The sequence below is a fragment of the Marinifilum sp. genome, from assembly GCF_965230805.1.
In the GTDB taxonomy this organism is placed as follows: Bacteria; Bacteroidota; Bacteroidia; order Bacteroidales; family Marinifilaceae; genus Marinifilum.
This window is the reverse complement of the sequence record NZ_OZ246019.1, coordinates 2,346,682-2,368,152: the sequence shown is the minus strand read 5'-3', so window position 1 is coordinate 2,368,152 and position 21,471 is coordinate 2,346,682. Positions and strand designations below refer to the sequence as shown.

Genomic DNA, 21,471 nt, shown 5'->3' with positions numbered 1-21,471 from the left:
GAATTATAAGTAGTTTTATATTTCTGATTTTCAGAAACCTGATTTTCAGGATCGTGCTAGAATCAATCTAAATAAATTGTATATGTTCCTAAATATTGTTTCAGCAGTGGGCAGCATCTACTTTTGCAAAAAATTACAGTAAAAGCTTATAATAAACAGTCTAATTAAATCTTTAAACTTATGAGCAGTTTTTTAAGTTCATCTATTGGGAAAAAGTTGATAATGAGTTTATCAGGTCTCTTCCTTGTACTATTTTTATTGGTGCACCTGATCTTGAATTCCTTCTTGATGTTTGATAGCACAGGAGAGTTATTCAATGCCGGAGCACATTTTATGGCAACACCAGTAATTCGATTTGGATTACAACCCGTATTATTTGGTGGTTTCATTGTACACATCATCTATGCAATCATTTTAACATTGCAAAACCAGAAAGCTCGCCCTCAAAAGTATGCTACGCAGAACTTGGGTAACAGCAGTACCTGGTCTTCGAGAAACATGTTTGTTTTGGGTGGTTTGGTTTTGGTTTTCATTGTAATGCACTTGATGCATTTCTTTGTGCCAATTCAGATTCAGGGAAATGTACATGACGATTATCAATTGGTAAAGAACTTATTTACTAATGGATCAACAGGCCTGGTATACACTGGTCTTTATGTAGTTGGTGCAATCTTATTGGGATTACACTTGGCTCACGGTTTCTGGTCAGCATTCCAATCTATCGGAATGAGTAATATTATTTGGAGAGCTCGTTTGGAAAAAGCGGGTTATATCTACGCAATTATTATTTCTGGCGGATTCATTATTATTCCTTTGTATTTACACTTTTTTGCTTAATTGTTAATATTTAAACGGTTATGACAGTATTAAATTCGAAAATTCCAGCCGGACCATTAGCTGAAAAGTGGTCGAAACACAAAGCTACTATTAAAGTAGTTAGTCCTGCGAATAAGAGAAAATTAGATATTATCGTTGTAGGAACCGGATTGGCCGGTGGATCTGCTGCCGCTTCTTTGGCAGAGATGGGATACAACGTAAAAGCATTTTGCTATCAGGATTCAGGTCGTAGAGCTCACTCTATTGCTGCTCAGGGTGGTATTAATGCTGCTAAAAACTATCAGAACGATAACGACTCTATTTATCGTTTGTTTTACGATACAATTAAAGGTGGAGACTATCGTGCACGTGAGGCAAACGTATACCGTTTGGCCGAGGTAAGTGGTGACATCATCGACCAATGTGTTGCTCAAGGTGTACCTTTTGCACGTGAGTATGGTGGAACATTGGCTAACCGTTCATTCGGCGGTGTATTGGTAAGTCGTACTTTCTACGCACGTGGCCAAACCGGACAACAGTTGCTATTGGGTTGTTACGCTTCTATGAACCGCATGATCGGACAAGGAAAGATTGAAATGCACGAGCGTAACGAGATGCTTGACATCGTTACTGTTGATGGTAAAGCTCGTGGTATCATCACTCGCAACCTGGTTACCGGTGAAATAGAGCGTCACGGAGCACATGCAGTGGTAATCGCTTCGGGTGGTTACGGTAATGTATTCTTCCTATCAACAAATGCGATGGGATGTAATGGTGGTGCTGCATGGCAAGCATACAAAAACGGAGCATTCTTTGGAAACCCATGTTTCGTGCAGATTCACCCAACTTGTATTCCTGTTCATGGTGAACAGCAGTCTAAACTGACCTTGATGTCTGAGTCCTTGCGTAACGACGGACGCGTGTGGGTTCCAAGAAAAAAGGAAGATGCTGAAAAATTACAGAAAGGTGAGATGGGGCCAAACGATATTGCTGATGCAGATCGTGATTTCTATTTGGAAAGAAGATACCCATCATACGGTAACTTGGTACCACGCGACGTTGCTTCTCGTGCTGCTAAAGAGCGTTGTGATGCTGGTTTTGGTGTTAACGCTGAAGGTAAAGCTGTATTCCTTGACTTTAAATATTCAATTGAACGTTTAGGACAGGATGTAATCGAAGCTCGTTATGGAAACTTGTTCCAGATGTACGAAAAGATTACTGACGTAGATCCTTATAAAGAGCCAATGCAGATTTATCCTGCAATCCACTATTCAATGGGTGGTGTATGGGTTGACTACAATTTAATGACTACAGTTCCTGGTTTGTATGCAATTGGTGAAGCTAACTTCTCTGATCATGGTGGTAACCGTCTGGGTGCTTCTGCTTTGATGCAAGGTTTAGCTGATGGTTACTTCGTATTGCCATACACGATTGGCGATTACCTGGCTGACGAAATTCAGACTCCACGTATTGATGTAAATCACCCTGAGTTCGATAAAAAAGAGAAAGCTGTTGCTGATCGTCTACAGAAACTTTACAATGTAAAAGGCAGCAAGTCTGTTGATTCATTCCACAAGCGTTTAGGAAACATCATGTGGGATTACGTTGGTATGGCTCGTAACGAAGAAGGTTTGAAATTCGCAATTGCTGAGATTGCTAAGATCAAAGAAGACTTTTACAATGATGTTCGCATCCCTGGTGATTTTGATGCAATGAATATCGAACTTGAAAAAGCAGGTCGCGTTGCTGATTTCATCGAATTAGGTGACTTAATGGCTCGTGATGCTTTGAATCGTAACGAATCATGTGGTGGTCACTATCGTGAAGAATCAGTAACAGAGGAAGGCGAAGCAAAACGTGACGATGACAACTACACTTATGTATCAGCTTGGGAATACAAAGGAGAAAACCAAGAACCTGAATTGCATAAGGAAGAGTTAGTATTTGAAACTGTAGAACTTACGCAGCGTAGCTATAAGTAATTTAATAGGTAGTAACTAGTATCGATTATTTCTAGTATCAAGTATTGAGACTCAAGTATCAAGAAAAAAATCAATAGACATTATGCATAATTTCAAAGATTTAATTGTCTGGAGAAAAGCAAGAGTTCTTGTTAAGGAGATTTATTCTATTACGGTCTTGTTAACTGATACAGAAAAATTTGGTCTTGTATCTCAAATGCAAAGAGCCGCGGTTTCAATTCCTTCAAATATTGCAGAAGGATGTGGAAGAAAAACCAATACTAAAATGGCTAGATTTTTAGACATTGCAAATGGCAGTTCTTTTGAACTGGAATCGCTTTTAATTCTTTGTATTGATTTAAAATTTGTTCAAGAAGTAAATTGTAATGTTGCATTTCATTTAAACACTGAAATTCAACGTATGATCCATGCTCTGAAACAAAACTTTAACTAATTTTTCTTGATACTTTGTACTAATATCTTGATACTAAAAAGCTAAAAAAATGGCAGATAAAATAATTAAAGAATTAACTATAAAGGTTTGGCGTCAGAAGAACGCTAAAGCAACAGGTAATTTTGAGACCTATAAAATCAATGACATCTCAGGAGGTACTTCTTTCCTTGAAATGTTGGACATTTTAAATGAGCAATTGATTAAGGATGGGCAAGAGCCTATCGCATTCGATCACGATTGTCGCGAAGGAATCTGCGGCATGTGCAGCTTGTTTATCAACGGACGTGCTCATGGACCAGACGACGACATTACAACATGTCAGTTGCACATGCGCAAATTCAAAGAAGGCGAAACAATCACGATTGAGCCTTGGAGAGCTGGGGCATTCCCGGTAATTAAAGACTTGATTGTTGACCGCTCTGCTTTCGAGAAAGTATTGCAAGCAGGTGGTTACATCTCAGTAAATACCGGTGGTGTACCTGATGGTAATGCAATTCCAATTTCTCAGGACGATGCAGAAGAAGCAATGGATGCTGCTGCATGTATTGGTTGTGGTGCTTGTGTTGCAACTTGTAAGAACTCTTCGGCTATGTTATTCGTTTCAGCCAAAGTTTCTCACTTGGCTAAATTGCCACAAGGACGTATTGAAGCTTCTCGTCGTGCGAAAAACATGGTAGCTAAAATGGATGAGCTAGGTTTTGGTAACTGTACCAATACTGGTGCTTGCGAGGTGGAATGCCCTAAGGGAATTTCTATTGCAAACATCGCTCGTTTGAACCGCGAGTTCTTATCTGCCAAGATTAAAGAATAATTAGACTGAAATCCAAATATGGTGAGCGTTGCCTTAGGGTAGCGCTCTTTTTTGGTGATTTGATGTAAATCGTATCCTTTTGATAGATCTTTATTTCCACTTGGAATACGCCTTCATTTAGATTCCCAATCTTTCTGGCAGCTGATTTCGATAGGTCGATAATCCTTCCCTTAACAAATGGTCCCCTATCATTAATACATACAATTACAGAGCATTTGTTCCGCATATTAATCACTTTTACCCAGGTACCAAATGGAAGGCTTTTATGAGCTGCCGTAAACTTGTTCTGTCTAAATATTTCTCCGCTAGCAGTTTTTCTCCCTTCAAAATACTTAGAATAAAAACTAGCTTTACCAGCTTCCGCTTCTTCTTTTAAATCCTGAGATATTGCAGCAAAACTTAAAAAAATAAGTGCCATAATAAAACCAAGTAATTTCATCTATTTAGAAGTTTCATAATAAAACTGATATTAAAGGTGTATAAAAAAATCCGGCCAAATGACCGGATTTTAATTTGTAAATTCTGTTTGCTGAAACTATTCCCCAAAATTTTGTTGCGTGTTCTCACGATATGCTTCTCTTGCTACTCTGTCAACCAAGTTCTTAACAAAGTACATATCATACATTGAGCTGAAAATTTCATCAAGATCATTTAAAGTATCTTCTCCAAGAAGTTCCGACAAGATTACAACGTCTTCTGTACCGTCGTCATTGGTAAAGGTAATTTTGATATCGAATCCACCACGACAGAATGCATCCTCTGACTCATCTTCATCAAATTCTCCTTCATCCTCATCATTCTTTGTAGCATCATCTTCTTCTTCAAGAATCTCGATAACAGCATCTTCTTCAAGCTGCCCATCGCGATATACTTCGTATTCGTCACTTGATGATTTTTTTACAATTTTAATGTTACCAATGGTTAAAGCATATTCATAATCAGCATCATAATCTTCTTCTGAACCTCTATTGAACTTTACTTCCTCCATGAAAAGAACTTCCTCATCCTTCTTCAGGTTGTAAGCGAATTCTACAGTTTCTCCTAAAATGAAATCATGTCCTACTGAATAACCATTATCCAAGCCAAATTCTGACATATATGTCCAAGTCATTCCACTACCTGGCATTTCATCGTCTAACATTTCCTCATCCGACATTTTAAAACCAGGCATATCTAAAGTCCAATCCACAATAATATTACCTGCATCTTCTTCTTCAATAGACAAGTCAGCATTTAACATGTAATCAAACTTGATCCCATCATTGTTCGTTTCAGTTGACGAATTGTACTCTGAAGCTTTGATGTGGAAATTATTCTCTAATTCAGCATCATCATCTTCTTCAACATATAGTTTCCATGGTCTTTCTGCTTTTTCTTGAGGAAGATTGATTTCAAAAAATTCACTATCGTCAACTCTGTCGAAAGCATTATGCCAAAAACCATATCCCATTTTAGTATTGCTTTCTTCATCCTTAGCAGGAAGAATATAATCATATACCCCTTTAATATCCTCTAAGGTGATTGACTGGGCTAAAGAAAATCTCTCGTCTGAGCCATCTTCTTCCGTTCCTTCTTTAACTGACGATCCTGATTCACTCATTGTAATCAGTTCAAAACCAGGAGAACTAGTTATTTCTTCGACGGCTGCAGCCAAACTTGCTGCTTCAGTAGCAACAGTTTCTTTATCCAAAACTTGATCTAGATCCGGAGTTTTATCATCCGAACTTGAACAACTCCAAAGTGCAGCTGAAAAAGCTAGCAACATTCCTACGGCAAAAATGTTTCTCTTCATATTATTAAATTTTAGTTGATAATCGTACCCATGTAAATTTTTAATTATTTTTTGCATCTGTGTTTGATTAAAAAATTCAGTTTAATTTTTGACTTTTTACACTATTACAATTTAAATACCGAAATAAAAAGATATGACCCTACCTTATTTCTGAAACAATTTTAAATCCCTGTAAACGTATAGCTTATAAAAGATAATGCAAGCGTAGGCAAATTATCAGTTGAACCAATAACTACCTACAATCGTGGAAGTTTTGGAACAAACCTGTGTGGAAATATTCTACAAAATCACACCAATTACAGAACAACGGCTCTGCGAACGGTAAAATAGGCACATAATTTTTTTGTATATTCGTCTATCACTATACCATTATTGCTTAATCCAACTTAATTAATGCCGTACCGCCGACTTCCGAATACAGATACAGCACGTGTTCGTGCTCTTAAAGCTGCGTTGAGTATTAGTATGAGAGTAAATCGCTTCGATTTGGCTTTTTCTTACTCATTATATCAAAGAATAGAAAGCTTTCTACCCCACTATGAACTTGCGATTCGAAACCACAGACAAGCACTAAGTCAGCAATCGAGAAAAAGCAAGGAATACAATGAAAAATTGCGAAAAGCACGTTTGTATGTTTCTCATTTTATTCAAGTATTGAATTTCTGTATCATCAGAGGTGAGATGAAGGAAGATGTACGTGAATTTTATGGCCTCAAAAAGCATTCAAAAGCTACTCCTTCCTTGCTAAAGGATTCGAAAGTAATTGAATGGGGAGAAAAACTTGTTAAGGGCGAACAAGAAAGAATCCGAATGGGAGGCAATCCCATTTACAGCCCTTCCATTGCTTTGGTGCGAGTAAACTGTGAAAACTTTAATCAGGCCTATAATTATCAGAAAACACTTCAAAACAACACACATCGGTTCTCTGAAAAGGTAGGAGAATATCGTGAAGATGCGGATAAACTTATTCTGGAACTTTGGAATCAGGTTGAGAAAAAGTTTAAATCGCTCCCGGATGAAGACAAACGTGAAAAATGTTCTGAATATGGTATTGTTTACATTTGGCGTAAAAGTGAACGAGAGAAGTTAGAACAGTCGAAAAAGGCCGAACAAGCTTCGTTAAGTCTCCCTTTTGCAAATGGCTCGGAAAATATGCAACAAGATTAAAACAAGCACAATAGATATTAGTCCTGAAATCCAATAGTTTCCATTGGTGCCTATTGTTTCCACTTCTTTAGGTAAACTCCCTTTAAGAATGTAATATTGCGTGATTACAGCCATAGCGTTATTTGCCAAGTGGGCAATAATTGGAGCCCATAAACTTCCTGACCAAACCAGTAGATAACCAAACAGAATTCCCATTGCCATTCGAGGTAATAAACCGTAAAACTGCATATGAAGCGCAGCAAACAAGAATGCAGTGATAATTATTCCCCAGTGAATATTTTTGGTCAGCTTAGCAAAGATTCCCTGCAAAACTCCTCGAAATAATAATTCTTCACCAATTGCAGGAATAAGAGCAATTACAATCAAGTTCACCCACAAGTCCGAATAAGAGTTCATAATCAAAAACTTCTGGGTTACAATCTTTGCTTGTTCCTCACTGTCTTTCATCCAGGTTTCGATTCCCGACATAAACTCAGGCAAACTTAAATAAGAATTTACCTGCCCCAGAAGATTAATCATTGGCAATGAGATGATGATGATGAAAGTTGCCATTAATGCAACAGGAAGCTTGGCTCCTTTATGCAGGAATAAGGATTTTAAAACATCTTTATTAAAAAGGAAAGCAATGATAAAGGGTGGTATAATAAACATTCCTGTCGAATATATCGATTGATAAAATTTAAGAACCGAAATATTAACCGCATCGCTATAAATATTCAGTGTTTGAGTATCAGTAAAGATATTGATATCAAAAAGTAACAAGGCAATTACTGTACCCACAAACATGGCTAATAGAAATGATCCTAAAACAAGCAATAAGCTTATTAGCAATTGATAAAATGGAGAATAATGCTCCATAGATCCTTTTAACATGATTCTTACATTTGGATGAAACACAAAAGTAAGAATAGATTCTGAATTTACGAATGTTTAATTGAGTGAGTGTTCGGCATAAAACCTATCATCACCCTTTCACTCATTTTCTCTTTCATTCATTCATTATAATTCTACTATCTTTGTGCACTAATATAAAAGAAGCTGAAGTGAAGATAGGAAATTTGGACTTGGGAAAGCAGCCGGTTTTGTTGGCTCCAATGGAAGATGTTACCAATCCCCCGTTTAGAGTTTTATGTAAGAGATATGGTGCCGATTTAATGTATACCGAATTTATCTCATCAGATGCACTAATTCGATCGGTAAACAGAAGCATGAAAAAGCTTACCATATTGGAAGAGGAACGTCCGGTTGCCATTCAAATATATGGCAAGGAGGTAGATCCAATGGTTGAAGCTGCCAAAATTGTAGAAGAAGCGAAGCCCGATTTTCTTGATTTGAACTTTGGTTGTCCGGTTAGAAAAGTTGCTGGCAAAGGCGCAGGCTCGGGAATGCTGCAAAACCTGCCCCAATTATTAAAAATTACTGAAGAGATTGTTAAGGCAGTAAATATCCCGGTAACGGTGAAAACAAGATTAGGTTGGGATGCCGGCTCGAAGATCATTGTTGAGCTTGCTGAACAATTGCAGGATATAGGAATTGCAGGACTTACCATTCATGGCAGAACTCGATGCCAAATGTACAAAGGTGAAGCAGATTGGACCCTAATTGGGGAAGTGAAGAACAATCCGCGAATGCACATTCCCATTATTGGAAACGGAGACATTACAAATCCTGTTAAGGCAAAAGAGGCATTTGACAAGTATGGGGTTGATGCCATAATGATTGGGCGTGCTGCTGTTGGAAAACCTTGGATTTTCAGAGATGTTAAACATTATCTTAAAACTGGCGAACTACTTCCAACAGCAACTGTGGCACAGCAAGTCGACATGCTAAAAGAACAAATAGATGCCGCCATTGACTGGATAGATGAGAGGCGAGGCATTTTACACATGCGCCGCCATATGGCAGGCATGTTTAAAGGATTATACAATTTTAAACAAACTCGTATCGATATGCTTCGTGCAGATCACTACGATGACCTGATCCTAATCCTAAATAAAATTGCTTCGGAATGGGGTAACTTACAGGTTGAAGAGGAATAGATAGTTTTGTTCAAAGTTTAACGTGAGTTCGACGTAAAATTCTATCCACAGAAAGTTATATTTGCGATAGATTTGCATTAAAAATTTGGAAAGTTGGCTTATAAAGTAATCCGGATCGAAAACAGCATATTCTTCAAGCCTTCTGCTCCATTGCATACTCGATTTGCTAATGTATCCTTTTTGCAAAGCTCTAATTTGATCTTCGCTAAGCGTAAGCTCTGACTTAAAAATCGTAAAACCATAATTTGGATACTCTTTGGGTTCAAAATCTTCTGCATAATTCAAACTTACTATTTCTCCATTGGATAATTCCAAGTCGATTTTTGACTTTTTGGTAATAAATCCAAAGAAACGAAATCCTTCTTCATCCAAGATTTTCCAATTGGTTTTCAGAACAAATTTCTCTTCATCTGAAACCAACTGAAAATCGCACTTCACGGTATTTTTGCTCTTAGAGAATTTGCTCAGTTTTGCACTCTCTCCCTTAATCACGGTTTGCACTTCTAATTCTGCACTTTTAAGCAAAACCGGCTTTCCAATTTAACCTGAGTCCGTTTTTTCGTCTCTGCCTTCTTCGCTTCTTCCTATTTCCAGGTCCCATTATCAAAAAGCAAAACAAACCTTCCATCGGGAGTTCTTAGTCTCATCTGAGCATCTACATGGCCAATGCCACAAAAAAGCAATATCATAAGAACAAGAAACGACCTCATTATTCCAAAATTTTTGGTAATGATTTCATAAAATAAGAAGGTGCAATAACCTTGTACTCCTCTGTTCGGCGTGACCAATTCATATGAGCTTTAAAAACAATCGAGTTTTTTAACATCCGAATTTGCTCTACGTTTAATTCCAATTCAGCCGAATAAGTTGAAAAACCATATTTCTGATATTCTTTCGGCTCAAATTCTTTAGTATAAACCAAATCCAACACCTTTCCTCCAATCAGTTCCAAGGAAAGTTTGTTCCCCTCCTTTATAAACCCAAAGTATGAATAAGCCTCTCCGTTCATGATTTTCCAATCGGTTTTCAAATAAGCTTTTCCGCCTTTCGACGTTAAGGTAAAGTCGCAACGAACAATGTTCTTCTGCTTAAAATACTTCGATAATTTCTTACTTGGACCTTCAATAAAAGCTATTTTTTCAACCACTCCATCTTTTAATACAATCGGACTATTATCCAAAACAGGCATCCCAAGAGTTTCTTTTTCTGTCTTTTCGTGAAGTTTATTTTCCGCATCTTTACCTTTTTTCTCAGGTACTTTTACATCGGCATATTTCCATGTGCCATTGTCGTAAAGAATAACAAGCTTGCCATTGGAAGTTAAAGCGGTTTGTTGCGCATTTACCAAAGTAGAAATCCCAAATGCCAACATGCAGAGTACTATTATCTTTTTCATTTCTAAATTTTTTTCAATTATTACAATCAAATCGATTTTTGTTCATCAATAGCAGGTAGTCTTATCAGCTAAACTGCAAGTAACGTTTGGTAATGTACTGAACGGGAAAACGCGAAGCAAAGAATCCTATTAATACAACCGTTATAAAGATGATAAAAATATCAGTAAAATGAATACTCACCGGGTAGGCGTTCATCATGAAGTTTCCGGCAGCTAACTTTACAATGCCAAATTTAATTTGTAGCAAACAGATTGTAAGCCCTAAAACCAAGCCAATAATCGCTCCGGAGAAAGAAATTAAACATCCTTCTATCAGGAACAATTGTTTGATTGTTTTTTGATTTGCGCCTAAGCTCCTTAAAGTGCCAACATCTTCTTTCTTATCCAAAATTAGCATGGTTAAAGAGCCTATGATATTGAAAGAAGCAATGAGCAGAATAAAAGCCAGTATCAAGAATACCACAGCTTTCTCGGTCTTCATCATTTTATACACTACATCATGCAATTCGAAGCGGTTCTTCACCTGATATTCATCACCCAGAATTTGTTGCAATTCATCTTTTACATCTTCAACATCTACATTGTCATTAATTCCTAGTTCAATTGCACTTACTTCATTCTCATAATTGAAAAGCTTACGGGCAAAATCAATTGGAACCAAAGTGTATTGCATGTCAAAATCAATTTGAACTTGAAAAAATCCGGATGGATACAAAACTTCGGTATTAAATGCATTCATTGGATTGTGTCCAAGTTTGGCATTGCGTTTAGGCACATAAAATTTAATTGGATCAACAAAGGTTAAACCTACTCCCAAGTCGAGTGCAACACCATATCCCAAAACTACAAACTGATGCTTAGGCGTATCCAATACAAAATTGCCATCCATCATCAAGGTATCAATACCAGTCATCAGGGTAAAATTCTCATCAACTCCTTTTACAATGGCCGGACGCTGACGATTTCCATATTTCAAAAGTGCATTTTCTTCCAGAACTTCAGCAAAAAATGCCACTTGTTCCCTATTTCTGATTTGCTCAAATCTTGCATCGGGAACAAAGGTTTTGCCTTTTGCCGGAAGAATTTTTAAATCAGGATCGAAACTACTATACTGCTGATCGAGAAATTGATTTAAGCCATTAAAAGCAGAAAGAACAATTACCAAAGCCATTGTACCAACGGCTACACCAACTACAGAAATCAGCGAAATAATATTGATCACATTCTGCTTCTTTTTTGAAAACAGATATCGCCTGGCTATGTGAAAAGGTAGGTTCAAATTTAGTTGAAGTTAAGACAATAGATTATCGATGTTCTCGATGTAATCTAAAGAATCATCGATATAGAAAGCCAATTCAGGAACTACTCTTAGTTGTTTACCCACTCTTGCTCCAAGTAATCTTCGGATGTTTTTGGTGTTCATTCTCACCACCTCCAGAGTATCTTCCGATTTATCGGATGGAAAAATACTAAGGTAAACTTTGGCAAGACCCAAATCAGGACTAATTCTTACAGTAGTTACCGATATCATTTTACCACCAAATAGATTTCGCCCTTCCTGCTGAAAAATTAATCCTAAATCCTTTTGCAATAATCTTGAAACTTTGCTTTGTCTTGTGCTTTCCATAAATACTTTTCTAAATTTTTTTTACAAAGATATAATAAAGTCTGTAAAAGTGTTGAATAGCCAAAGTGTTGAAAAGTTAAACTTGTTTAATAAAAATAATTCCTTTTTATACTTTTGCAGCATGGCAGAATTCATGGAATATGGATATTGGGGACTGTTTCTGGCAAGTTTTTTGGCTGCTACCATTCTACCCTTCAGCTCAGAGGCAATTCTTAGTCTTTGTGTTTATTCCGGATACGATATTGGCCAAACTGTGGCAATTGCCAGCCTGGGAAACTGGCTGGGCGGACTAACGGGTTACTACTTGAGCTATTGGGGCAAACTGGAAAGAATTGAAAAATACTTGAGAATTAAACCTGATAAAGCCATTAAAGCCAAAGAGTTTTTGCGAAACAAAGGAAATGCATTGGCCTTTTTTGCTTTCCTTCCCTTTGTTGGCGACTTAATTCCTATAGGCCTGGGACTACTGCGAACCAACCCCTACGGGATGGCTTTGTTTATGGCTGCTGGTAAAGTAGGCCGATACATGCTTTGGGCTTACTTAAGCGTGCAGGCTATGTAATACCGATATTAGCATGAAATCAATTTCATTCTTTTGTCCTTTTGATTTGATTCGTTGTTAAAAAATATCGCCTTTGCTAAGAATTTGATAAAAGAGAAAAATGCTTTCCTATTTTATTTATCGGATAGGTTTCATAATTTTGTCTGACAAATTTTTCAAGTATAAACGGCTCATTTAATGAGCCATTAATGAATTAACTAATGAAAACAGTAGTAAGTGGAATTCGATCGACAGGTAACTTACACCTGGGAAATTACTTCGGAGCAGTAAAGAACTTTGTGCAAATGCAAAACGACAACAATTGCTTTTTCTTTATTGCTGATTGGCATTCCCTAACTACACATCCAACTCCCGAAGATCTTCATATCAACGTAAAGAGAGTGCTTGCTGAATACTTGGCTTGTGGAATCGATCCGGAAAAAGCAACTGTATATGTGCAGAGTGATGTACCTGAAATTCCTGAACTGTATTTGTTGATGAACATGAATGCTTATTTGGGAGAGTTGGAACGAACAACTTCGTTTAAAGACAAAGCTCGTAAACAACCCGACAATGTAAATGCAGGTTTGTTAACTTATCCGGTATTAATGGCTGCGGATATTTTAATTCACAAAGCCCATCAGGTTCCCGTTGGAAAAGATCAGGAGCAAAATCTGGAAATGGCTCGTAAATTTGCCCGTCGTTTCAACAATATTTATGGCGAAGAAACATTCCCAATCCCTCAAGCCTATTCGTACACAGGCGAGTTTATTAAAGTTCCCGGATTAGATGGATCGGGAAAAATGGGAAAATCCGAAGGAAATGCCATTTGTTTGGTTGATGATCCTAAAGATATCCGCAAGAAGGTGATGAAGGCCGTTTCGGATAGTGGCCCTACCGAAATGAATCAGGAAAAACCTGAAGCCATTCAGAACCTGTTTACTTTAATGGACATTGTATCTGCAAAGGATACTTACGAGTTTTTTGACAACAAGTACAACAATTGTGAAATTCGCTATGGCGATATGAAAAAACAATTGGCCGAAGATATCATTAACTTTACAAGTCCTATTCGTGAGCGTATTTTGGATATCATGCAAGATGATGAATACCTGCACAAGGTAACCAAATTAGGTGCTGATAAGGCACGCGAAAGTGCGGCAAAAACCATTGAAGAAGTTCGCAAACTAATTGGCTTTAAAAAATTCTAGAATAAAATCGATTCTCGATAATGATGAGACTGTCCAAAAAGTAAAATAACCTGAGTTCGACGTAAAATTCGTTCACAGTTTGATCTGATTTTGAGTAGAAATTTTCGAAGGAATATCGGAATATTTCAAGAAGATTTGAGGAAATTTATGCCGAAAGCAGGCAAACAAATAATGGAAAGTTCTCTTTACGACATCTTCACATTAAAAATTCCTCAAAATAGCCCGCTATTCTTTCCAAATTTTTAATGCAAATCTATCATCCCTAATATAACTTTCTGTGGATAGAATTTTAAGTCGAACTCACGTTAATATATTTCATAAGTGTCATTCCTAGGAAAACAAAGAATCTCTGCAATTGAGAATCAAATGTTTTTCTTTGTTCAGCATTACACTGCAAGATTTAAACTTACTTTTTGGACACCCTCAGTCAATATTCCAATGCCAGTTCCTTACCATCAATAACTCTAAATGCGCCTTCGGCCAAGGCTTCCATTTCATTCTCTCCGGGATAAACGAAAAATTCGGTCAAGCATCCTACATATTCCTTTAAATCTTCAATAAATCGATCGGAGTAAGCAATCCCACCAGTTATAATAATTCCATTTGCCTTGCATTTTATTGCTGCATGATAAGATCCTATCTCTTTGGCAATCTGATAAACAAATGCATCGTAAATCAATTGCGCCTTTTCGTTTCCAGAATCGATTAGTTTGAAAACATCACGCAAATCATCAACCCCCAAATAAGCTTTTAAACCACTGTTCTTACTTAAAAGATTTTCCACTTCTTTTCTTGGTTTCGAATAGCACAAATCCATAATTCCACGGGTTGGAATCGCTCCTGCCCTGTTTGGTGAAAATGGTCCCATCCCCATTAATGCATCATTAACGTCAGTAATTTTTCCTCCTTCAACCGAAGCGATGGAAATTCCACCTCCCAGATGCGCAATTACATATTTGGCATCATCGTATGATATTCCTTGCTTTGCTGCAATCTTTCTGGCAGTCATTTTCATGTTTAAAGGATGCCCCCGACGATTTCTTTCGATTCCGGGAACTCCCGAAATCTGAGCTTTTTCAACAATATTACCTGCCGAAACCGGGTCGACTGTATAACTTTGCTGCAAACCAAAATGAATGGCCAACTTATTTGCCAGCAAACTTCCCAAATTCGAAGCATGGTCGCCGTATTTACCGGTTTTAGCATCATCCAAAAAATCATTATTAATTCGATAAGTTCCTCCCTCAAGAGGCTTTACAATTCCACCTCGGCCAACCACTCCTACAATTAACAAATCTTTTCCTGCAAGCATTTCATCAATCCCTTTTTTCACCATTTCGTACCTGTATTCAAACTGATCGGTAACTCGATTAAATCGATCCAAATCTATCTGCAAATGTCGGATCACAAAATCTTTAAGTAATCCTTTGCGATTGTAAACTGCTATTTTTGTTGAGGTTGAACCAGGGTTGATCACAACAACTACTTCATTTTTATCCATAAGTATTTTATTATCTGATTATTCTATTCCTGACTTTTAACCATTGATCTGTAGTCAAAAAACTTTCATCCATGTTGGCTAGCATTATTTCCATCTTTTTCATTGGAATTGCCAGGCTTAATGTATTCTCGCCAACAAAAGGCCGGGCTGAAGGATCAAACATCCCTAAAATTGCTTTTGGATTTTCTTTAATCGCTTCCTGATATGGAAATGTAATAATTGATCCACATCCTGAAGAGAAAGGAGCAATTATTGCCTGCAAATCAGTCTGATCAAAGCTTGCCAGAGTAAATAGTCCTGACAGCACATCAGGTTTTGCAAAAAAAATTACCACCTCAGGATGATCCTCTTCCAATAGTTGATCCCATCGTTTAAAACTGATGTATTTTCCCGGAGCATTATAAACCGGAAACTGATGAATTACCTCTTGGGCAATATCTTTGTTTTTAAGATACCGCTCCTCACCAGTTGAAAGGTAGTCAGCCAAACCAGGCATAAAATCTGAAAATCCGCAATAAGCTTTTCCTCCGGCACAACTTACCGATTCGGAAGAAAAACTCAAACTCTCTCCTTTCCTTATTCTGCTAAGCTGACCAATTATACACATCCAACTTTTAGGTTTGATTTGCTGTTCTTGAATTTGATTGTTGTTGTACCAAAAAGTGATAGGAAGATCTGTTTCTTCTCCAAAATACTTCCAATACTTTTCAATAAAATCCCTTTTTAACTTGATATCCATTTTACTTTGTTTTTGATTCATATAAAAATATCAAATTTGAACTTACCATCATCAAACAAGATCAATTAAGTCCGTTAAAGGATATTGGTAAAAAAAGATATCTTTGTATGAAATTAGGCAAAAGAATTTTTCATGAACAAAGAGCACTTAATTGAAAAGTATAATGTTCCTGTACCGCGATACACAAGCTACCCCACAGTTCCTTTTTGGGGTGATACTAAACCCAATGCCAGCGAATGGTTAAAAGTAGTAAAACGCACTTTCGACGAATCGAATTCTACAAACGGAATCAGCATTTATGTACATTTGCCTTACTGCGAACAGCTTTGCACGTATTGTGCATGCACCAAAGTAATTTCTCGCGATCATGGTGTTGAGGATAACTATATTGATGCATTAATTCGAGAATGGAAAATTTACTTAAATACTTTTGGCCAAAAACCTATTTTAAGAGAGTTGCATTTGGGTGGCGGTACCCCAACTTTCTTTAGTCCTGAAAATCTGAAAAGACTTATTAATGGCTTAAAAGAAAATGCTGATCTACATCCTAAGTATGAATTTAGTTTCGAAGGTCATCCCAACAATACAAGCAGGGCACATTTGCAAGCCTTATACGATGTAGGATTCCGAAGAGTAAGCTATGGCGTTCAGGATTTCGATCCCGAAGTACAGCGGGTAATTAACCGCAAACAAAGTTTCGAAATTGTAAAAGAAGTTACCGAAGCTGCCCGGGAAATAGGTTATCATTCGGTAAATTTTGATTTGATTTACGGATTGCCAAAGCAAAAAATTTCATCGGTTCGCGATACTTTTAAAAAGGTTGCCGAATTAAAACCAGATAGAATTGCCTACTATTCGTATGCACATGTGCCTTGGAAAACGAAAGGGCAGCGTATGTTTACCGATGCCGATATTCCGGACAGTGCCGACAAACGTGCTTTGTACGATTTGGGAAAAGAAAAACTTGCCGAACTTAACTACAGCGATATTGGTATGGATCACTTTTCCTTGCCGCATGATGAATTGTATGCTGCACGAGAAGAAAAGCGACTTCACCGAAATTTTATGGGTTACAACACTTCTCACACCGAATTATTGATTGGTCTGGGCGCATCATCAATTTCTGATGCTAAATATGCTTATGCACAAAATCCGAAGGAAATTAGCCGATACATCACCGCCTGCAAAAAAAATGAATTGGATTTGGTTAAGGGCTATTTTCTTTCCGATGAAGACTTAAGTGTGAAACGTGCTATTCTGGACATTACCTGTCGTCGCGAGCTGTTCTTTACCGATGAGTTAAAAAAACACCTCCCCGATAAGATTACCGAAGAGTTAAGTGTGATGAAAGAAGAAGGAATTATTGAACTGGACAAGGAAAAATTAATCGTTACCGATTTGGGTATGATTTTCCTGAGAAACATTGCCAAACCATTCGATAACAAACTGCGCTACTCACAAAAAGGGAATAACAATATGTTTTCGAAAGCCATATAACAGTTTACAAATAAGAGTGAAGACTTAAATTTTGATGTTCAGCAATTTGGATAAAGGTATCAGTGGTTTAGCACCAAGAGCCTCATTTCGAATAAGACCCTAAGATCCTAACTTCTGCTTTTTCCTGCACTTGTTTTTTTGCAAAGATATTAGAACTAAGGCTCCCCTTCTGTTCTTTGTATTCCTTTTTGTGCAACCAATAAGAAAATGGATAAAAAGGCCAGGAAAAGAATTAAATGGCAAGAAAAATGAAAAGCTAATCTGTTTTAACCAAAGTACATATTGCAAGCTGGATACCGCATTGTATCATACCTTGTTGCAGGACATAAAAGTCCGTTGCTATCCAAAAAAAGCTGTCCTTTCGGGATTAAATAACGTGAGTTCGAGGTAAAATTCGTTTGAGCAAATTTATGCCGAAAGCAGGTAAACACATAATGGAAAGTTCTCTTTACCACATCTTCACATTAAAAATTCCTCTAAATAGCCCGCTATTCTTTCCAAATTTTTAATGCAAATCTATCCCAAATATAACTTTCTGTGGATAGAATTTTACGTCGAACTCACGTTAATTTAGGCTACAGGCGACTTATTTTTGCTACAGGAGGGTGTTTTTTGCTACAGGCGCCTCCTTTTCGCTACAGGAGGGTAATTTAGGCTACAGGCGACTTATTTTCGCTACAGGAGGTGTAAATTCGGCTACAGCCGACTTATTTTCGCTACAGACGTATCAAATATCGCTACAGGAATACCTAAATTGGCTACAGGCGATATATTTTGGCTACAGGCCTCGGCTAGCGCGAGCTCAATGTCATTAAGTTAAGGTCACTTCACAATGCATTGCGTTGGTTTTTAGTGACCTTTGGTTTAACTCTATTTCTGTATTTATCCTTATGCCTTTCAAAACTTCGATTGGGTCTTATTGGAATCAGATGCTTTCTGAAAATATCTTTAAGTTCTGAAAAAACGGTGTCTATATCTTTGTTTGAAAGAAACAATTCTACAATTCGATCTTTCAAGAATCCATAGGATAAATTACTGTTTACTTTGTATTTATACTTTGTTGTTTGATTTTCCTGTAATTCATCATTCAATTCTGTTACCATCAGAGTTTGAATATTTGAGATGAATAGAGCTGCATAAAAATCTTGCAGAATGCACTGATTTGAATAACCTGAAAACAATTCTACTTTTATCTTATTCTTTAATTCATCATAGAAATTTTCTACTCCCCATCGTTTAAAATACAAATCCTTGAAAATTCCCGTAGGATAGTTTTTACTGCATAATAAAGTTGTCATTAACAGTTCTGTTGTTCCATCAGCGAGATCTACTCTAATTAAGCGTACTTTTATCGAATCATTTTTGGAGTAAGTTTTATTCTTTAACGATACATTTTTGCCCGGCTTCATATCAATGATGCTTGAATATTTACCACTTGCAATAAACTTTTGTGTTGCAGCATTAAAGCTAATTTTTGCTCGGATTAAACAATCAATTTCTAATTGTAAGTGTTCATAAATCAAATCGAAAGAAGGATATCCTCTATCATAAATAACCAAATCATTGCTTTGAGTAGTTTGTAAATGGTCTATTGCTAATGATTTTTCGCCTGTCGACAAAGCTCCTAACTTTCCATCAATCACGTAATTGTTTAGTACGTCATATAAAACAGACAATCGGGCTTGAGCCACAGTTGTTTTGGTTTGATTTTTTGTAGCGCCATAAATGGATCTTAACTCTTTTGTATCAGGCAAAGATATTCTGGTTCCATCAACAGCTAATAACCGAAAGCCTTTCCAGAGTTTTACAGACTCATCATTATCGGTATAAAATTCATGAGTTAACACCTGAGAAAGTTCCTTAAAAACACGAGGATCAATTTTCTTTCGGCTCTGCACAAAGGCACTTTTCGAAAATGATCTTATATTGATATTCTTAACGAAACTATAAATCTCTATGGCAAGACTTTTTCTTAAAAAATTCATCATGAAGACTAATGTGGTTGAGAATGTTAAGACTCTATCTCGGGTAAAATCCTTTTCATTCATTCGAAACTGAAACTTTAATTGTTCCGAAAATAAATGTTCTCGTATTTTTTCTACAATAAATTTAGTAGTTTTTTTTCATCATAATAACTCTCTGAATACTATATAAATATAGCAAAAAAATGCCTAAAAACCTTGCTATTTATGCTGTTATTCAGCATTTTACATCCTTAACTTAATGACATTGAGCGCGAGCTTGTACCTAAAATCCGCAAGTAGATAAAGTAAAGCAAATTTTTGAATTTTATTTCATAAATAATAATCCTGATAAGATAAATAGCAAGTCAAAAATTCATTATTAGCATGCAATGAACCAATGCTCATGTGGCGGACTAGTCCTGAGGTAAAAAGATAATAATCAGTTCTCCAAAAGAATAACTGTTATTTAAGTGCCAATAAATAAGAAAATCAACATACTGTCAGGAAATACTATGTCTTGAAAGCTATCTTTCCATATACTTTCAGATATTTGTACCTGGCATGGCTGATCCATTTAGCTGGAATGCAAATAAATCGAAAAATAAATTTCTTGATTCTAAAATTTGATTTCAGATTTTGATAACGAGATGAGAATTTTTGAATAATATAATCATATAAATTTCTACACATTGCAGTAAGTATCAGAAAAACTGTGTTTTGTTCAAGTTTAGAGAATGGTAAGTGTCTCCATCCAAAATCATTCTTTAATACATCAAACTCTCTTTCGATAGTACCTCTTTGATTATAAAAGAAGACAATTTCATCATCAGTTTTTTCAAAATCAGAAGTCATTATACAACTATAAACACATGCTTCATTGGTGAATACATTTAACTGTCCATCCAGATTATTTTCTTTGGTAACAACAATTCTATACTCTTTAAGTAATCCTTTTTGCTTTTGATTTTGTGCCGCTCTTTTGAAAGGAGTAAATTTAGATGATCCACGAAATAGTGTTCTGCCATCTTTGGTTTTTATTTCCTTCCAATTATTCACCTTATTAATAGCTTGATAAATACTAGGTCGCATTTTTATACGAACGTAAAACTTATTGACATACCTGTTTACCGTATTTATAATGTCAAATTTATAAGAACCACTATCAGCTCTGAATGCATCAATTGAAATACCTTCTTGTCTTAGATTTTCAAACATTGTTTCCAATGTCTTTTCTTGCAAGGCATAGGCAACACTATTGCCATTTCTATTTTGAATGCCTACAATGTCACTACCAATAATCCCAACACCCGGACAGTAACCATATTCTCTTTTATAGGTCATTTTCGCATCAGCTTTACCTGTAAAAATAATTGTGTTATCATAGTCAAGTATCAAATCCCTTTTAAGATATTTTTCTGGGTTTAACCTTTTTAGCAATTTAATATTCAACATATCCAATGTTGGGTTTTCGCTAAATTCATTTATTGCTTCTCCGCGTTTGGTTTTACACACATATTTTGCTTCTGAGAGTTCTTTAAATCGACTAAGTAATCTATCTGGACTAGGGGCTTTTAGATACGGGCTATCTGTTAGAAAACCTCTAAAGTTTTCTCCCAAATCCTCAATGCAACTTCCTCCGCAAAAGTAAACAGACCAGAAGGAAAAGATCAGATCTTTCCATGAGTAATGACTATTGCTGGAAAGTTTAGGTAGGCAGGTGTATAATAGTTGATCAATTTTAAGATTTTCAAATTCTTCAAGTACAAAATTTAAACCACCAAAAGGCGATAAATGAGAACTTTGTTGTATTTTCATAGTGCGAGGTTTTATCACCAATTTAGGTGAAAAAATCAAAGTTGTAAAGCTTTGAAATATTAAGCTTTACAACTTTTTTACACTTTTACATGCGGATTTTAGGGAGACGCTCGCACCATCAGTCAGTACAAGCTCGGACT

General features: G+C 36.5%; 20 protein-coding genes. 9 read left to right on the top strand and 11 right to left on the bottom strand.

Features of this window, described 5'->3' with window-relative positions; genetic code table 11:
- Nucleotides 1-180 precede the first annotated feature (180 nt).
- From ACO05S_RS09395 to ACO05S_RS09380, 4 genes are all read left to right on the top strand, one after another.
- Complete coding sequence (locus ACO05S_RS09395; RefSeq protein ID WP_421921256.1) at nt 181-837, top strand: succinate dehydrogenase cytochrome b subunit; 657 nt, start codon at nt 181-183, stop codon at nt 835-837.
- Nucleotides 838-857: 20 nt separating this feature from the next.
- Nucleotides 858-2,798, top strand: coding sequence for a fumarate reductase/succinate dehydrogenase flavoprotein subunit (locus ACO05S_RS09390; protein WP_421921255.1), 1,941 nt, complete (start codon nt 858-860; stop codon nt 2,796-2,798).
- A gap of 82 nt (nt 2,799-2,880) precedes the next feature.
- On the top strand, nt 2,881-3,231 hold the full coding sequence (locus tag ACO05S_RS09385) for a four helix bundle protein (protein WP_421921254.1): 351 nt from the start codon (nt 2,881-2,883) through the stop codon (nt 3,229-3,231).
- Nucleotides 3,232-3,280: 49 nt separating this feature from the next.
- The gene (locus ACO05S_RS09380; RefSeq protein ID WP_421921253.1) at nt 3,281-4,042 is read left to right on the top strand and encodes a succinate dehydrogenase/fumarate reductase iron-sulfur subunit; all 762 of its coding nucleotides are present in this window, start codon (nt 3,281-3,283) and stop codon (nt 4,040-4,042) included.
- On the opposite strand, the gene ACO05S_RS09375 is transcribed toward ACO05S_RS09380, so the two are convergent.
- Nucleotides 4,032-4,481: a septal ring lytic transglycosylase RlpA family protein gene (locus tag ACO05S_RS09375; protein ID WP_421921252.1), complete on the bottom strand. Its 450-nt coding sequence runs from the start codon at nt 4,479-4,481 to the stop codon at nt 4,032-4,034. The genes ACO05S_RS09380 and ACO05S_RS09375 overlap by 11 nt on opposite strands.
- A gap of 96 nt (nt 4,482-4,577) precedes the next feature.
- On the bottom strand, nt 4,578-5,834 hold the full coding sequence (locus ACO05S_RS09370) for a hypothetical protein (protein ID WP_421921251.1): 1,257 nt from the start codon (nt 5,832-5,834) through the stop codon (nt 4,578-4,580).
- Nucleotides 5,835-6,227: 393 nt separating this feature from the next.
- Here ACO05S_RS09370 and ACO05S_RS09365 point away from each other — a divergent pair, with 393 nt between their 5' ends.
- Nucleotides 6,228-7,001, top strand: a complete 774-nt coding sequence (locus tag ACO05S_RS09365) for a hypothetical protein (protein ID WP_421921250.1) — start codon at nt 6,228-6,230, stop codon at nt 6,999-7,001.
- On the opposite strand, the gene ACO05S_RS09360 is transcribed toward ACO05S_RS09365, so the two are convergent.
- Complete coding sequence (locus tag ACO05S_RS09360) at nt 6,954-7,874, bottom strand: CPBP family intramembrane glutamic endopeptidase (protein ID WP_421921249.1); 921 nt, start codon at nt 7,872-7,874, stop codon at nt 6,954-6,956. The genes ACO05S_RS09365 and ACO05S_RS09360 overlap by 48 nt on opposite strands.
- A gap of 170 nt (nt 7,875-8,044) precedes the next feature.
- On the opposite strand from ACO05S_RS09360, the gene dusB reads away from it, so the two are divergent.
- Nucleotides 8,045-9,040 carry a tRNA dihydrouridine synthase DusB gene (gene dusB / locus ACO05S_RS09355; protein ID WP_421921248.1) on the top strand — a complete coding sequence of 332 codons (996 nt, stop codon included), beginning with the start codon at nt 8,045-8,047 and terminating at the stop codon, nt 9,038-9,040.
- On the opposite strand, the gene ACO05S_RS09350 is transcribed toward dusB, so the two are convergent.
- The 4 genes from ACO05S_RS09350 to rbfA all read right to left on the bottom strand — a co-directional run bounded on the left by ACO05S_RS09350 (nt 9,020) and on the right by rbfA (nt 12,063).
- Complete coding sequence (locus tag ACO05S_RS09350) at nt 9,020-9,532, bottom strand: hypothetical protein (protein WP_421921247.1); 513 nt, start codon at nt 9,530-9,532, stop codon at nt 9,020-9,022. The two genes, dusB and ACO05S_RS09350, sit on opposite strands and share 21 nt — an antisense overlap.
- A 217-nt stretch (nt 9,533-9,749) precedes the next feature.
- A complete protein-coding gene (locus ACO05S_RS09345; protein WP_421921246.1) occupies nt 9,750-10,436 on the bottom strand; it encodes a hypothetical protein in 687 nt (228 codons plus the stop codon).
- Between the two features lie 64 nt (nt 10,437-10,500).
- Entirely contained in the window at nt 10,501-11,658 is a 1,158-nt protein-coding gene (locus ACO05S_RS09340; protein WP_421921245.1) for an ABC transporter permease, read from the bottom strand.
- A 69-nt stretch (nt 11,659-11,727) separates the two neighbouring features.
- Nucleotides 11,728-12,063 (bottom strand): 30S ribosome-binding factor RbfA, encoded by a 336-nt coding sequence (gene rbfA / locus ACO05S_RS09335; protein WP_421921244.1) that lies wholly within the window; start codon nt 12,061-12,063, stop codon nt 11,728-11,730.
- A gap of 121 nt (nt 12,064-12,184) precedes the next feature.
- Here rbfA and ACO05S_RS09330 point away from each other — a divergent pair, with 121 nt between their 5' ends.
- Both ACO05S_RS09330 and trpS read left to right on the top strand, forming a co-directional pair.
- Nucleotides 12,185-12,625 carry a YqaA family protein gene (locus tag ACO05S_RS09330; RefSeq protein WP_421921243.1) on the top strand — a complete coding sequence of 147 codons (441 nt, stop codon included), beginning with the start codon at nt 12,185-12,187 and terminating at the stop codon, nt 12,623-12,625.
- Between the two features lie 200 nt (nt 12,626-12,825).
- Entirely contained in the window at nt 12,826-13,815 is a 990-nt protein-coding gene (trpS, locus tag ACO05S_RS09325; protein WP_421921242.1) for a tryptophan--tRNA ligase, read from the top strand.
- Nucleotides 13,816-14,242: 427 nt separating this feature from the next.
- Here trpS and buk read toward each other — a convergent pair whose 3' ends face one another.
- Together buk and ACO05S_RS09315 are read right to left on the bottom strand one after the other, a co-directional pair.
- Nucleotides 14,243-15,316 (bottom strand): butyrate kinase, encoded by a 1,074-nt coding sequence (buk, locus tag ACO05S_RS09320; protein ID WP_421921241.1) that lies wholly within the window; start codon nt 15,314-15,316, stop codon nt 14,243-14,245.
- Nucleotides 15,317-15,326: 10 nt separating this feature from the next.
- Nucleotides 15,327-16,055, bottom strand: coding sequence for a DUF169 domain-containing protein (locus tag ACO05S_RS09315; protein WP_421921240.1), 729 nt, complete (start codon nt 16,053-16,055; stop codon nt 15,327-15,329).
- A gap of 132 nt (nt 16,056-16,187) precedes the next feature.
- Between ACO05S_RS09315 and hemN the strand changes: the two genes are divergently transcribed.
- Entirely contained in the window at nt 16,188-17,552 is a 1,365-nt protein-coding gene (gene hemN, locus ACO05S_RS09310) for an oxygen-independent coproporphyrinogen III oxidase (protein WP_421921239.1), read from the top strand.
- Between the two features lie 827 nt (nt 17,553-18,379).
- Here hemN and ACO05S_RS09305 read toward each other — a convergent pair.
- Both ACO05S_RS09305 and ACO05S_RS09300 read right to left on the bottom strand, forming a co-directional pair.
- Complete coding sequence (locus tag ACO05S_RS09305; RefSeq protein WP_421921282.1) at nt 18,380-19,645, bottom strand: IS4 family transposase; 1,266 nt, start codon at nt 19,643-19,645, stop codon at nt 18,380-18,382.
- Between the two features lie 381 nt (nt 19,646-20,026).
- A complete protein-coding gene (locus tag ACO05S_RS09300) occupies nt 20,027-21,331 on the bottom strand; it encodes an IS1380 family transposase (RefSeq protein ID WP_421921238.1) in 1,305 nt (434 codons plus the stop codon).
- Nucleotides 21,332-21,471 lie beyond the last annotated feature (140 nt).